This is a genomic window from Thermoanaerobacterium xylanolyticum LX-11, from assembly GCF_000189775.2.
GTDB lineage: Bacteria > Bacillota > Thermoanaerobacteria > Thermoanaerobacterales > Thermoanaerobacteraceae > Thermoanaerobacterium > Thermoanaerobacterium thermosulfurigenes.
Window position 1 is genome coordinate 1,851,793 of the sequence record NC_015555.1, and the last position, 15,195, is coordinate 1,866,987.

The 15,195-nt window shown below is 28.4% G+C and carries 11 protein-coding genes and 1 pseudogene; all 12 read right to left on the reverse strand.

All coding sequences use genetic code 11. The features are described 5' to 3' along the window. Positions 1–14: 14 nt before the first annotated feature. The 12 genes and pseudogenes from THEXY_RS09075 to THEXY_RS09125 all read right to left on the reverse strand — a co-directional run bounded on the left by THEXY_RS09075 (position 15) and on the right by THEXY_RS09125 (position 15,194). On the reverse strand, positions 15–1,775 hold the full coding sequence (locus tag THEXY_RS09075) for a hypothetical protein (RefSeq protein ID WP_041592115.1): 1,761 nt from the start codon (positions 1,773–1,775) through the stop codon (positions 15–17). Between the two features lie 110 nt (positions 1,776–1,885). Further along, a complete protein-coding gene (locus THEXY_RS12220) occupies positions 1,886–3,379 on the reverse strand; it encodes a DUF4339 domain-containing protein (RefSeq protein WP_013788545.1) in 1,494 nt (497 codons plus the stop codon). A gap of 236 nt (positions 3,380–3,615) precedes the next feature. Further along, positions 3,616–4,448, reverse strand: a pseudogene (locus THEXY_RS12960) (mannose-1-phosphate guanylyltransferase); the annotation flags it as partial. 56 nt (positions 4,449–4,504) lie between these two features. Further along, the gene (locus THEXY_RS12560) at positions 4,505–5,215 is read right to left on the reverse strand and encodes a hypothetical protein (protein ID WP_013788546.1); all 711 of its coding nucleotides are present in this window, start codon (positions 5,213–5,215) and stop codon (positions 4,505–4,507) included. Further along, a complete protein-coding gene (locus THEXY_RS09095; protein ID WP_013788547.1) occupies positions 5,190–5,402 on the reverse strand; it encodes a hypothetical protein in 213 nt (70 codons plus the stop codon). Before THEXY_RS09095 ends, THEXY_RS12560 begins: the two co-directional genes overlap by 26 nt. 10 nt (positions 5,403–5,412) lie before the next feature. Continuing rightward, the gene (locus tag THEXY_RS09100) at positions 5,413–6,051 is read right to left on the reverse strand and encodes a hypothetical protein (RefSeq protein ID WP_013788548.1); all 639 of its coding nucleotides are present in this window, start codon (positions 6,049–6,051) and stop codon (positions 5,413–5,415) included. A 336-nt stretch (positions 6,052–6,387) separates the two neighbouring features. After that, positions 6,388–6,579, reverse strand: a complete 192-nt coding sequence (locus tag THEXY_RS13035; RefSeq protein WP_432416171.1) for a cupin domain-containing protein — start codon at positions 6,577–6,579, stop codon at positions 6,388–6,390. 106 nt (positions 6,580–6,685) lie between these two features. Beyond that, the gene (locus THEXY_RS09105) at positions 6,686–8,557 is read right to left on the reverse strand and encodes a polysaccharide biosynthesis protein (RefSeq protein ID WP_013788549.1); all 1,872 of its coding nucleotides are present in this window, start codon (positions 8,555–8,557) and stop codon (positions 6,686–6,688) included. Positions 8,558–8,683: 126 nt separating this feature from the next. Beyond that, positions 8,684–9,610: a hypothetical protein gene (locus tag THEXY_RS09110; protein WP_013788550.1), complete on the reverse strand. Its 927-nt coding sequence runs from the start codon at positions 9,608–9,610 to the stop codon at positions 8,684–8,686. Positions 9,611–10,050: 440 nt separating this feature from the next. After that, the gene (locus THEXY_RS09115) at positions 10,051–12,804 is read right to left on the reverse strand and encodes a hypothetical protein (protein WP_013788551.1); all 2,754 of its coding nucleotides are present in this window, start codon (positions 12,802–12,804) and stop codon (positions 10,051–10,053) included. Between the two features lie 320 nt (positions 12,805–13,124). Then, positions 13,125–13,544 (reverse strand): SDH family Clp fold serine proteinase, encoded by a 420-nt coding sequence (locus THEXY_RS12225; protein ID WP_349265821.1) that lies wholly within the window; start codon positions 13,542–13,544, stop codon positions 13,125–13,127. Positions 13,545–13,880: 336 nt separating this feature from the next. Next, complete coding sequence (locus tag THEXY_RS09125) at positions 13,881–15,194, reverse strand: UDP-glucose dehydrogenase family protein (RefSeq protein ID WP_013788552.1); 1,314 nt, start codon at positions 15,192–15,194, stop codon at positions 13,881–13,883. Position 15,195 lies beyond the last annotated feature (1 nt).

A 15,195-nucleotide genomic window follows, 5' to 3' on the forward strand; every position in this document is an offset into this window, starting at 1 on the left:
AATATACATTACCATTATAAATTTAATTTTAGAATATTGTAATATCCTTGTAACCAAAATGCATAATTTGCAATGGCAACACCAGATACTTCAAATTTATCAAAATAATATTTCGCTTTAATTTTGTCTCCCAATCCTAAAAAGTAGTAAGCTAATCTAAGATTAAATTCATTTGCTTTAGGATGATTTTTTATTTTAGGCACATTATCCTCAGCTAATTTTAAATGTTCTATTATCTTATTAAGCGGTTCATTATGTTCTTCGACATATCTACAGGCATAAAAACATTCATCCACAATATTCAGATCCATTTCTATCATATCTATGAACATCCCATTGTTCCCGTATATATCCTTTATATCTATCATATTTTTGTATATCTTATTAAAATCATATGTTTTATTATAATATTTTATCAAGAACGTTTTTTCTGTTTCGAGTTTACATCTTTCATTAACTTCATAATCTTTTAAACTATCAATATAGTTCTCTATATCTGACAAAGCCAAATCCCTCATATAAATAAAAATCTTTTGGTATAATGGATAAAATTTTTGATAATAACTGTAATTTATTACTCCTTTTAAGACTTGTATAATTTCTTTAAAACAAAAATATTTATCCGGCATTTTTATTGAAAAATAACATTCAATATTCTTATTTATTTCTTCCAATACATTATCAAGATCTATGTTAGCATTAAACATAAACCTCAGGGCATTTACATCAAAACAAAGTCTTTTTATACCATCTATTTTATCCCTTAATTTAAAATAACCATCTACTACATTTTTTCTTAAACTATTAAAATCTAATTTCTGACTATCCAATTCTATAATAAAATTATATAACTCAATTAAGTCATTTAATATATTAATATCAATAAATTCTTGATATTCTTCAAAATACTCATTTACCTTATCATATTCACCTTGTAATAAATATGAATGAATTAGATTTTGATAAGATACATGTAAAAGTTGCTTATTCTTTTGTTTCTTTGCTAACTCTACACTTTTTCCATAATAATAAATTGTATCTATATCATTTCCTTCTATACGCCTTATACGTCCAAAGTTATTATAAACTAAAAATTTAATGTTAATTTCACTATCATCACCTGGAATATTGTTTAGTGCTTTTTGCAAATATTTAGATGCAGTATCAATATTACCTGCATTTTCAAATATTATAGATTTTAACATTAGGTATATGGGGTCTTTTTCTTCTTTTACTGTTTCTAATAGCTCATCTGCTTTGCTTATATTCCCTAAATAGATTAGAGTGAATGCTTTATTTTGATACAATTTTTTCATTTCATTTTTAAATAGTTTTCTTTCATCTATACTATTATATATTTCATAGGCTTTCTTAAAATCATTACGTTCAATAAAATATCTAGCTTGTAGTGTTTTATATTTATATATTTCAGTGAAATCAATAAAATAAATAGGCATCTTGGAAAATAAATCATCTCTATTCCAACTCAAACCTTGTTCAATAACACTTTCTATTTCATTTAATTTCATTCTTGATAGCCCTATTGGACCATTGACCGCTTTATAAGCAATAAAAGCATACAAAAATATAAGGCTAAAAAGTATTATCATTACAGTTCTGTCTTGACTTGTTATCCATCCAAATACATAAAAATAAATAAGCAAAAAAATAAATATAATGCCAACTATCAATCTATTAAATATTCTTGGATGTCTAAATCTCTCTTTCGAAAACAATTCGATAATTAAGCTGATTATATTTAAGTAATCACTCATCATATTGCCCCTTTAAATCCACTAAAATAAATCAACAAGTAATACCAATCAACCTATCTCAACAGATATCAGTGTATTAAGCCTAAAATTTCTTGTTTTATTGAATCTCATTAATGTGGCATGCTCAAATCACCAGGTTTAAAAGAATCTTCTATATATTCAACAATGTCATTATAGTAAGCAGCTTGTTCTTTCGGATATGTAAAAATAAAAGTGTTAATACTTCCATTGCCAATAAAGCTTTTTTTGTAGTGGATGAAACTACTATCTTCCCAAGATATTACATACCAGTCATCACCTAATGCTTTATATTTTATTTCTCCATCTATATTCTTTAAGTCATTGATGTAATATGTTTCTAAATCTTTTTGGTATATATTATTTTCTCCATATACTTCTAAAGTCGTATTATCGCCTGTTACAAACTCTAGTCCACTACCATCAACCGATAAATCTTTTTGACTAAAATAATCTGGATACTCTATATAAAATCCATATTTGGAATTAGTATACGGTTTAAAATATATTTCATCACTGCCATAAGGTTGTTGTTCTTCACTTGCCACATTATCTTCACTATTCTCTTCATTAGTAGTCGTATTATCAATATTGTTATTTGCAACATTAGTATTCGCTGCATTATCATTTGTGTTGTTTTGAGCAGCCGAAATATCACTATTTGCACTAAACATTTCTTTTATAAGATTCAAATATAATAATGCACTTTGCGGTTCACCATCGATTTCCATAGCATTAAAACTATAAGTATTATTATGGGTATTTACTTTATATTGCAACAAAATTTTTGCAGGCTTTCCATTATAGTTAATTATTCCTTCTACATTTACGTATTTACTATTATCACTGTCTACAAAAGATGTCCACTTTGCATCTTTTATATATCCGTCAATTGCTTCACCTAAAGTTTTCAATGGATATCCATCTATATGACTATTTTTAACAGAATTAATCAGAATCGAATCGCCATATCCCAAATTTAGTATGCTATTACTTAATATCGTAGATGGAGAAAAAGTTATTAATGCAAATGTAACACACCATACTATGGCATACGATTTTGATTGATTTAAAAGTTTCGCTCTTTTAAATAAATAAATCGGTACAAACCAAAAGGAACCTAATTTATTAGTGTTATACCCTGCTTCTTGTAATCTTTTTTTATCAGCCGAAACAAAAATACAATTTAATATATACGTAATATGCCATAATCTATCTATACTTTTATTTAAAATAAAAGATAATGCATTTTCAATTACAATTCCAACTATAGGTATAAAAGCTAGCCACCAAACGTAGGAATTATTGACTTCACTTCCTAAGACCGGTGGTACATTATTAGTGATTGTTGCAAATGCCGTAAGAGATAATTTTGTCCAATTTTTAAAACCTTTGCGCCATACTAACGAGTTTGAATCCAATCTGCCATTTTTAACAAGCTGGTAAATTTCTTTTGCAGAAACAGGGCCAATTCTTTTACTATTATGAACATAATACCAATTTGCATTTCTGTCTTCAATCGGTAAATTTTCTAATTCTGATTTTTGAAATTCATTACGATAATACATACTATTTTGAGAGTTCATTTAGTCATACCCCCAATGCAAGCTAAGTCATTCAATAATAAATTATTATTAAAGCCCCCTTCATGGTTAATGTTTTAACAATCTTTACCATGAAAGGGACTTTTAATAATTTTTATAAATGTTGTAGATTACTTAAAATTTTGAACTACTAAACTGCCTCACTTTTACTTAATCCTATTATCTGATTAAGTATTTCTTTTTCAACTTCTCTATTTTTGTCTCCTACTGAACTTTTTTTACAAATACTCGCTTTTTTTCTCTTTTAGCTCCTTCAATACTGGTTTCACATTCTGTGCTTTATCCTTAGAGCATATTAAAAGTGCATCTTCTGTGTCTACGATTATGACATCTTCTATACCTAGTGTTGCGATGAGTTTATCGCTTCCTGTTATAATGCATTTCCTTGTATCAACACTTACGACATTGCCTTTTATGACGTTGCCGTTCTCGTCTTTTTCGTACAATCTCTCTATTGATGTCCAGCTTCCTACATCATCCCATCCGAAATCTCCCAGTACTACATACACATTCTTGGCTTTTTCCATTATGCCGTAATCTATCGATATGCTTTCAAGTTTTGAATATTCCTCGTATAAGATTTTTTCTATCTCATCTGAATCAAAGTTTTCCTTTATACATTTAATGCACTGTATAATTGTGGCATATATTCTTTTATCGCATTTAGTATTGTTGATGTCTTCCATATGAACATGCCGCTGTTCCATAGATAGTCTCCGCTTTCAACATATTTTATCGCCGTTTCATAATTCGGCTTTTCTACAAATTTCTCAACTTTATGTACAGGACTGTTGTTTAATATCTTATGTGTTATCTTTTTGAAATTTATGTATTCATATCCAGTTTCTGATTGAGAAAATCTTACTCCTATTGTGACTAGACTATCATTTATAATTGCTTTTTCTATCACGTTTTTTAATATTTGGGTCTTTATCTGTTATCGTATCATCAGATAGAACAACAACCATGGGAGAATTTTCATCGAGTCTCTTTGCATTTAGCCCGATACATGCTGTAATATTTTGCCCACAGGCTTTATCAACATATTTTCTGGTTATAAAACTAAACCTCAATTAATATAATATAAATTCAATCATGTAATATTTTTTACTCATCTTTCACTTTACCAATTAAATTCTCATTTAAATATTCTTTGTAAAATTTACATGTTGTATTAAAATCTATTAAATTATTATTTGTTCCAATTAACATTTTGGGATTAGATGTATAAATATTAATACCTCTGACATTAGCATATTGCATATCATTAGTTAGAATTGAATTGATTTTATATGCCAAAGCATTTGCAATAATCGTAGCATCATTTGAATCAATAGAAGCGTTCAATAATAATTGATTCTCTAAATTTATGATTTCTATAGATGTTAATTGTTCCAAATATAAAAAATATGGTGATTGTTCTATAGTAGATATTATTATATTACTTAAATTATTGCTTTCTTCCTTTAAATAGTCATATTTAGAATATATATCTTTCCATTTAAAATTCGATAAATTCTCTTCTTTAGCCTTTCTTTTTGAAACCAGTTTTTGACTTAATGTACGGATCTCACAAATATTTGTATGTGTATATGTAATAATAGTATCATTACTGGCTGCCTTATCAAAAAAACTATAATATTGATTTTGTAATAAATTGTTAATATTACTATTTTCTATTATACCATCTTTTATACATGTGGGATAACCAAATGCATACATTATAGCATTTGTATCTGTTGCTATTACATTATCTAATATTATATCATTATTAATATTTAAAACATTAGCTTTATTTAAAGGGCTTATACCTACCATTAGTATACTCCCCCTCTTCTTCTTTTAAAATATTGTTCAACAATACTTTCTCATCTGTAGACAATGCATTCTTCATTTTATCCATAAAAATTTTATGTTTTTGTTGTCTTTCTTTATACGTCATATCATAAAATCCCTTTTTCTTCAATAAACAATAAATTGTATTAGGAAGCTGCTTTTGAGCCATATGACTCACCTCATTTAAAAAATTTGAATCCTTTTTTATATTGATCAATAATTTTTATAAAATCGTTATATACAAAATCAAAAGTTATATCAATAGGATTCTGATAATTAGTATTTGCATCAATAACAGAATATATAAAATCTTTGTCGTTAAAATACGGTTCTATATAATGATTTATTACAAAATTACCTAATTGATAAGATAATCTTAATCCAATGCCATTTAAATTAATATCATTATTTCTAATATTGCTTAAAAATTCGTCTTTTATACAATAACTATATATTTTATTATCTGATTCATTAACTTTACTAACTCCTATTAATTTTATACCATAATTCTTTATCATCACATTTATTCTATTCATTATCTCAAATAAACGTGATAACTGAATTTTAATAGTATTCTTATCTAAAACTATATTTGGCTTATTTAATTGTATTAACTCACTATTATAAACAAATGTATCATTTAAATTTTCTGAATTATAAAGAAGAATACCTGTACCATCTGGCACTAATGAATATCCTGTATATCCATCATTTGAGAAATAATCTCTTATATAATTAATTTCGTCCGTTTTTAATATTTTATTATCCTTAACTATTGAAAAACCTATGGTTTCTTGAAATAAATTTAATTTATCCATTTTCATTACCTCTCTCATTAATTTATACTTAATATATTCGATAGTAGATTTAAAAATCCTTTTATTATACATAAGAAATTTTTCAATAATACTATATTCCCATTTGTTATAGCAACCAGCAAATCCACGTAAATTTTATACAATGAAACATATATAAAGTATCTTCGGAAGTTAGATTTAAATCATTCTATAAAGCATGCAATATCCCTACGGCACCACTAATATCTATATTGAAAAAATAAGTTATCAGCAGCTCATTATTATAAAAATTGTTATTTGATATATCTTACATTACAAAATATTTCGATATGTTTGTTAAAAATATAAACCAGAAATTCATCCAGAATTTATGTTTATAAATACTCCACTTTTCCCCCTTTCTAATTCCTTCAATATATCTTTCACATTCTGCGCCTTGTCTTTAGAGCAAATTAAAAATGCACTTTCTCTGTATAGAATTATAACATTTTCTATGCAAAATGGTTGCAATGAGTCTTTCACTTCTCGCCTATCAATGCAAAACATCATCTTACATATATTTTACTTTATAATACTTAATCATCTCTGTTAAGTCTTCATCTAAACTAAACCTCAGCTTCCCGATAAGCACATTCTACATTCGAAAAAAATTTTTTTACTTGCTATTTATTGTTGTAGCGACAACTTCATCTAATGTCACATGTTCAGGTGTATTATACTCAGGTACAATCGACTTTATAAATTCTTTTATCTCATATGTATCCATATCATCTATTTTTGACTTGTATTTTTCTAATGTCAAAACTAAGCCATCATAGTCATTAAATCCTGGCTTCTCAATGAAGATTTTATCATGTTTTGTTGACGTATATTTGTCATCTGTCATAAGCAATTCTTCAAATAATTTCTCACCAGGTCTTAGCCCTGTAATCTTAATAGGAATATCCACATCTGGTTCAAAACCAGATAAGCGTATCAAATCCCTCGCAAGATCTATAATCTTTACAGGCTCTCCCATATCAAGTACAAATATCTCTCCACCTTTTGCCATAGCACCAGCTTGTATTACCAATTGAACCGCTTCTGGTATTGTCATAAAATATCTTCTTACATCTTCATGTGTAACTGTTACAGGTCCGCCTTCTGCTATTTGTTTTTTAAACAATGGTATTACACTGCCATTACTGCCTAAAACATTGCCGAATCTAACTGCAACAAATTCAGTTTTGCTCATTCTGTCAAAAGACTGAATTATCATTTCGCAAATCCTTTTTGTTGCACCCATTACACTTGTAGGATTAACAGCTTTATCAGTTGAAATCATGACAAAGCGCTTAACACCATATGTATTAGCACATCTGACAAGATTTAATGTTCCATATACATTATTTTTAACAGCTTCATGTGGACTATCTTCCATCAATGGAACGTGTTTATGTGCAGCAGCGTGAAAAACTATTTCAGGCTTATATTCTTTAAATATGATATTTAACTTTTTTTCATCTCTTATGCTAGCCACAAGACACGTCATTCTTAGGTCTGGATATTTTCTCAATAATTCCTGCTGTATATCGTACATATTGTTTTCATAGATATCAAGAATTATAAGGTGTGATGGATTGAACTTCGCTATTTGCCTGCATAATTCTGAACCTATCGATCCACCTCCACCAGTTACCATTACCCTCTTACCTTTTATGTAACTGCTTATTTCGTCTAAATCTATTTTTATTGGATCTCTTCCTAATAAGTCATTTATGTCTACATCTCGTAACTGACTAACAGATACTTTGCCATTCACTAGTTCATATATTCCAGGAAGAGTTTTTACTTTCATATGTAATTCACTTAGACTATCAATTACTTTTCTCAATACCGTCCTTGACGCAGAAGGAATTGCATATATCACTTCATCAATTTCATTTTCCTTGACTGCTTTAATTATATCATCCAATGTACCTACAATAGGTACACCTTCCATACTCCTATATATCTTTGATTTATCATCGTCAAGAATAGCTACAGGCTTTAATCCAATTTCAGGGTGTGCTCTTAATTCTCTTATTAACATTTGCCCGGCACTTCCAGCACCTATTATAAGAGTATTTTTAAAAACTATATTTTTTATTTTTACTTTAGAATTGCTCATTATATATCTATAAAACATCCTGCTTGAAATAATCAATATAATATTTAAAAGCCAGCTTAATGGATAAATAGACCTTGGCAAATGTATCTGTAATAAAAATAATATAAGTGATGATACGGCACTTCCCATTGTTATAACGACCATCAAGTCTATCAAATCTTTTAAATTGACATACCGCCATATCTTATGGTATTGCTTGAAAAATATAAATGTAGATATGTTTGCTAATGTAAAAATTATAAATGATTGCCTATACAATGTAAAATACGGCTCTACTACATGATAATCAAATCTTAAGAAAAAGGCCATAAAAAAAGCAATATTGATTAACAATACGTCTATAAGAATAAGTATATACTTTCTTATGCTTTTCCCCATAATAATGTCCCTTCTTCTTTTAATATTTTAAAAGCTAATTTTGATAATAAATAACTTTAATAAATTCTATGACATATATTCTATATAAAATATTAAATTCCCTTTCATAAATAAAAACACTTTCATCTAGATTATTTCATTACTTTTTATAAAACTAGATCTCTTTACTTTTCTAATCTCTCTTTCCAGCTTGTCTCGCATCTTATTAAATCTATATTCCCATTTTCTTTTCTCTTCTTTTGACATGGTATCTCGGCTCAAGCCCTCTTGGTATGCTGGAATCATTTCAACCTTGCCCTTTTCATTCTCATAGCCAATCAACGGCAGTCCAAGAAGGGCATCAGCAAACTCATTTTCAATAAAAGTAGCCTTAATTTTTTCCCCGATCAATTCAGGGTTATTGTATAGATTAATATAAAATTTCATACCATTATTTACTATAAATTCTTCAGCTACAGCACGCACGCCACCATCTGATGGTATAAAATACTTAAACTTGTTATTATTATCAGTAAGCAGGTTATTTGTTGCAAAAAACTCAAATAAAGCCACCATAAGCTTTAAACTAATCGTAGGCCACTTTCTTGCAAATCTTTCGTAATTGAAATCTATATGAGTTAGATAAAATTCAGCCACATTGGCATCTTCCATATCAAACAAAATATTCTTCCTAGACTTTGAATTATAAATTTTCCTAGAAAAATCTGATGAAATTGCTATTCTCATAAATGGAATAGGAAACTCATTATGTAATGTCGGATCTACTAAACGATGCAGAGGAAGTGGTTTATACTCAGGATGATTTTTCTTTTCCTTTAGATGGATAATAGTAGGCCTTAATGCAGTGCTTCTATGATATGAAATTTCCCAACTTGTCATATCTTCTATCTCAACCTTTTCAGGTACGAACGAAAGAAATCGATACATATTTACTTCATAATCATTTGCTGCGAAACTTATTTTAAAGTCATACTTACTTTCATCTTTATTAAAGGGAATGATCCTTCCGATGTCTATGCCTTTTTTTATGATTGCTACTTTTTGTAATTTCATTTTTGATTCACCTTTTTTGATTTGTTAATAATTTACTTATATAACTCATTTCATTGATGTCAGCTATTATCATTTTTGCAAATTAACTTCCAATAAAATTCAATCCAAATTATTATTTTGAAATCAAACCTGTTATGTATACTTGTTTCACTAAATTTTAATACCTTTAATTGCTATAAATCATTCGCCATTCATATATGCTTTGCTGAATTATTTTATTCATTCAATAAACCTTGGGAAAGTTCTTTCTAAAATATATGACACTTTATATTTAGAGCAATAAATTTACATATCAATTGTGAAAAGACTGTTATTAGCTTTTGCTTCTCCATAACTCTAAATATCCCTTGAATCTGACCAATATTTTCTTTATCTATGCAGTTGTTACTAAAAACATAGATAGTTGATGATCCCAGTAATAAAATATATGATCATTGAGATTATAATCTATTTTTTGCAATTAATTCACATCCGCGCTTTCTAATTACATAGTGGTTATCAACACTTGCTTTTTGTATAATAAAGTTTAAAATATCGGGGTAAATATTTATCAAATTTTCTGCTTGATTAATAATCAAATTTTTTATGTATGCACTATCATAATCCATCATTTTTGATAATCGAGTAAAAATTGGATCTTTAGTTGCTGGCGATATCATAAGTAAAAGTGTTTTTACTGCATAATATCTTACGTCATGATTTGAATCATGAGATAATCCTAAAACAAATTGTAGAAACATGAATAAGATATTATCATTAATCTTACTGCAATAATTGTTTTCAAATACTGATATCAAAGCTTTTAAAGCTTCAATTTTCTCAGATTCTTCAAGCTCATTATACATTCCTAAATATTCAAGTAATTCTCCATTATCAAGATTATCAAATACCATTTTCATCAGCATATAACAAAATTGTATAGTTATATTAGTTTGTTTGTAAAAGTGATCACAAAAACCATCAACTACAACGTCTTTTTTACTTTCTATCTGGCAAAAGAATTTTTCAAAATCATACATTTCAGATGTTGAGTTCAGCTTCATATATATTATTAGCTTGATAGCTTCGACTTTCTCCAATAATAATTGCTTAGGACAAAGTAAAGTCTCCAATGATACTTCAAGAATTGTACTTAATAATTTATCATTATTATCTATTTTGTTCATGTCTATAATATTTTTTATAATCGTAAAAAGACTATAGGCATATAAAGAATATTTACCATCTTTTCCTTGAGTTTGATTTCGTTCTTTGATTTTATAAACATATTTGAAAATATATTCTTCACTATTTTCCAGAGAATCTATCATCGTCTCTAACTTATACGTTTCTTCATAAAAGTTTGGCATAAATTTTGAAACACTTTCATGTAATTTATCTGTATAATCTCTTTTTGATCGTCGAATAGAAATAATAGCACTTTCCAAATTATTACATTTGCTTCTAATGGTTTCATCAGTTACGATTTTATTAATCTCATTTATAGTTTTTTTTGCAAGATCATTATCTATATTTTCTAGTCCCACATTTGCAATCAAATCCAGTGCCTTATCATAGAACCGATACAATTTTTTATCAAATATATCAAGGCAAATTCTTATAATGATATTTCTATCAATTCTGTAGCAATTCTCCTTCAAAGCTTCAAATATATAATCCCCTACAGCAATATTGCGTTTTTCTGATGTAATCCAATCTTCAATTAAACTGATAATTTCTTTAGATATATTTTCATAATCTTTATCAGAAAAATAATAACCTAAATATTTAAAAGCCTCCAATTTAGCAATATCTCGCTGATATTTAATAGGAACAGAATTACAAAAATTATATATCTCTATGGAATCAGATGAATTCATCTTACCAATTACATCATTAAAAAATTCAATAAATTCCTTTGTTTCTTTTTTATTCCCCTGTCTTATAGACAATTTTAATAGCAAAACCCTGAATTGCCAATCACTATATTCTTTACATAAATTAAAAGCAATATCCTTTAGTCGATCAATAATTATCAAAATGTGAGTTAATGAACCATTAAACACGGATGTAACATAAACATTGGATAAGTAATCAATGTATTTATCTATGTTATTACCCCATGAAACGGTATACGGGGATCTTGTTAAGGATTTTATATTCTGTTTCGTTATCTCTTCGTAAAGAGACTTATCATATCTATCAATAAGAGGATAAAAAAGTACAGTAGACTCGTTATCTAATTCTTTCTGAGCTTCACTATTAAAGACGATTTGATTGTTTTGTTGCCCTTGTAACATATATAAGTTCCTCAAATCTATCAAGATGTCTTGAACAATCCAATTTGATAAAGAATTTTTTTTAGCAATCTCTAATGCTGCTTCTTCATATGTTATACACCTATCGATATCATCATTCCAAAAATACTGGATTGCTTTCCACCGATTGACGACCACCTCATGTAGTTTCTTACTCTGTAAATTTTCAAGCGTTGATAATAGAAGAAAAATATTGCACTCTCTTATGTTTTTTTCTCCAAAAAGAACATGTAAAAAATCCTCACAATATAAATCTAATTCACTTGTTTCACTGACCTCTTTTTGTACCTCGTTTAATATCTGTCTACTTAGATAGAGCTTTGTTTTCTTTATACCTTCAAATAACCTCTTTTCCAACGCTTCAGACGCAATAGCGCCAATTTCCATATTTGTTCCTTGATTTAGTGTAAATTCAGGGTCTATATATCTATTTTTGCAATAATTACTATATACATTACTTATGTCATTAATCAGACTTTCATATCCTTTGTTTATAAATTCTTCAAAAGTATTAACTATATAGTATTTTGCACCATGAGCACCAATTAATTCTTTTTGAATTTGTGTTGGCTCTTCTTGCTTTTCTTTGCAAAATAAATAAAGTGATTTTTTGGGGTGAGATTTTGCCCTTTTTATCTCACGCAATACCGCTGGTGTAACTCCATCAGCATTATCAATTAAAAAGATACATACGTCACTATCATCTAAAGCATAAAGATAATCTTGTTCGGCAGTTTGAGTCGAAGCTAATCTCTCTTCAAATAAATATACCTTTGCAAACCCAGTTCCTTCAATAAGTCTTTTTAGTTCTTTGCGAACATGATCATATTTTTCAATACCGCATTGAGAGCTTATGAAAACTTTTATTTTTTCGTCTACTTCCATCCTTCTTATCATAGTATCACCACACTCACTCTGTATGTCATTAGCTTTTAAAGTTTCCCTTTTACTACTTGTGCTATATAAGACATAGATTATGAGGAATTACATTTATGATCCTCCAATTAATCCGCTTTCATATGTTTCACCGAATTGAAATACCTCAGTGATGAAGCAGCAAAATTAAGATTTACATTTGCATTATCAGTTAAAATTCCGTCACTTATAGCTTTTGTCTGACCTTATGGATGTATTTTAGGAAAAAGCTTCAACGTATATATACAAATAGAACTATATTTTCTCCATTTACTGTTGCAGATGAACTGAATATAAATTTTTTATGCTCGTTTTGGTTTCTTGCCGAAGACAATTCTGAATATGTCTTTTTCCACTTCCTCAATAACACCATAGGTAGGAAGCCCACTATATTGAGGATCAATAGGTCCTAAACTCGAATGTTTCCCCATAATAATTATCTGTGAAGCACAAACAATCTTTGTATCTGCTGACATTGCTATTTCTGGGACAATAACCCGTTTATTATTGCCAAACATATCCCTCAAGGAATAAACAAGTGATTCAGTAGCTGCTAATTCACCGCCGGGAGTGTACAATATTAAATTCAACCCTTTAGATCTATCTAATGTATGTATACAAGACATAAAACCAGTTTTATCCTCATCATTATTTTTATAGTCATACCCAATTGTATTTGTTGCAATTTCCCATTTTTGAAGCCATCCGGAATAATAAATGATTGTATTTCTTCACGTGTAATCAAATAATTCTTTTAGGTATTTACACCTTATTAAATCATATGTACTACCAGATAAAGCAACCTCATATAAAATCTGATTCCAGCTTGGCATAATTAACCTCCTTTGAACAATTCGAATATTTATAAAAATATATAATTTTATATTCTTTAATTAACCCATTATTACTAAACTTGCTTCTTTTTTTTCAGTATCTATATTAAGATTTATAAATAGTTTTTTAATTTCTAAATCAGTCATAAAATAAGCCCCCTGTAATAAAATCTTTATTTATTATTAATTCATTCAGAAAAAACCAAAAAATTCTTTTGAAAATATTTATTTTTCTAGCAAATTATTAACTGTATTTCTTCCTACTGATTCATAAATGATTTTAGCTTTCTTAACTTTTTCTAAATCGTAGCAATTCCTTCCATCAAGAATCAAAGGATATTTCATTAATTTTGAAAATAACGATATATCAAATTTATTAATTTCAGGCCATTCAGTAAAAATAAAGCATATATCAGCACCTTTAATCGTTTCTTCTATCGTATTGCAATACTTTATCTCTTTAGGATATATCTTTTTATAATTTTCAATTCCGACAGGATCCCATGCTTTAATATTAGCTCCATCTTCTAGAAGAATAGGTATATTCTGCAGTGACGGTGCTTCCCTTAAGTCATCTGTACCTGGTTTGAATGTAAGCCCGAGGACTGCGACATTTAAACCACTAAAATTATCATAATATTTTCTTGCCTTTTTAATAAGTTTTATCTTTTGATTTTCATTCACTTCGATTGCAGCTTTAATAGTTTTTAACTCATAATCATTAAAATTCGCTAGCCAATTTAGCGCCTTCGTATCTTTTGGAAAGCACGAACCACCATAACCTATGCCAGCTTTTAGAAACTTATCTCCTATACGAGGATCCATCCCCATGCCTTTTGCAACATCTTCTATATTAGCACCAACTATTTCACATAAGTTTGCTATTTCATTTATATACGAAATTTTTAAAGCAAGAAAATCGTTTGATGCATATTTTATCATTTCAGCACTTCTTCTATCTGTTATCACATATGGAAGTCCAAAACCGTCATATACTTTTCTCAATACTTCTTCTGCATATTTTGTTTCGACTCCTATGACAATCCTATTCGCATTTAATGTATCTTTTACAGCAGTACCCTGTGATAAAAATTCGGGATTTGAAGCCACCTCAACATGTACATCTTTCTTTAAATTTTCTCTTAACACCCGTTCAACTTTATCATTAGTTCCGACTGGAACTGTTGACTTTACTACGATGATACAATCTTGCTGAATTGATTCTGCTATTTGTTTAGTAACTCCAAATACGTACTGCAAATTCGCCGAACCATCTTTTTTCTCTGGAGTCCCAACAGCTATAAATATAACATCAGTATCTTTATAAGCATTTTTATAATCAGTTGTAAATGTTAGCCTTTCTTTGTTTTTAACCATCAATTCTTCAAGTCCGGGTTCATAGATAGGAGATCTTCCTTCATTTAAAATTCCTATCTTTTTCTCATCAATGTCTACACAGGTTACATTGTGTCCTATTTCTGCAAGACATACTGCTGTGACTAGTCCAACGTAACCCGTTCCTGCTATTGATATTTTCATG

Coding starts and splice junctions, on each gene's coding strand:
- THEXY_RS09125 (WP_013788552.1), bottom strand. CDS start 15,194: ATGAAAATATCAATAGCAGGAACGGGTTACGTTGGACTAGTCACAGCA.
- THEXY_RS09110 (WP_013788550.1), bottom strand. CDS start 9,610: ATGAAATTACAAAAAGTAGCAATCATAAAAAAAGGCATAGACATCGGA.
- THEXY_RS09100 (WP_013788548.1), bottom strand. CDS start 6,051: ATGGATAAATTAAATTTATTTCAAGAAACCATAGGTTTTTCAATAGTT.
- THEXY_RS09105 (WP_013788549.1), bottom strand. CDS start 8,557: ATGGGGAAAAGCATAAGAAAGTATATACTTATTCTTATAGACGTATTG.
- THEXY_RS12220 (WP_013788545.1), bottom strand. CDS start 3,379: ATGAACTCTCAAAATAGTATGTATTATCGTAATGAATTTCAAAAATCA.
- THEXY_RS09095 (WP_013788547.1), bottom strand. CDS start 5,402: ATGGCTCAAAAGCAGCTTCCTAATACAATTTATTGTTTATTGAAGAAA.
- THEXY_RS09075 (WP_041592115.1), bottom strand. CDS start 1,775: ATGAGTGATTACTTAAATATAATCAGCTTAATTATCGAATTGTTTTCG.
- THEXY_RS13035 (WP_432416171.1), bottom strand. CDS start 6,579: ATGATGTTTTGCATTGATAGGCGAGAAGTGAAAGACTCATTGCAACCA.
- THEXY_RS12560 (WP_013788546.1), bottom strand. CDS start 5,215: ATGGTAGGTATAAGCCCTTTAAATAAAGCTAATGTTTTAAATATTAAT.
- THEXY_RS09115 (WP_013788551.1), bottom strand. CDS start 12,804: ATGATAAGAAGGATGGAAGTAGACGAAAAAATAAAAGTTTTCATAAGC.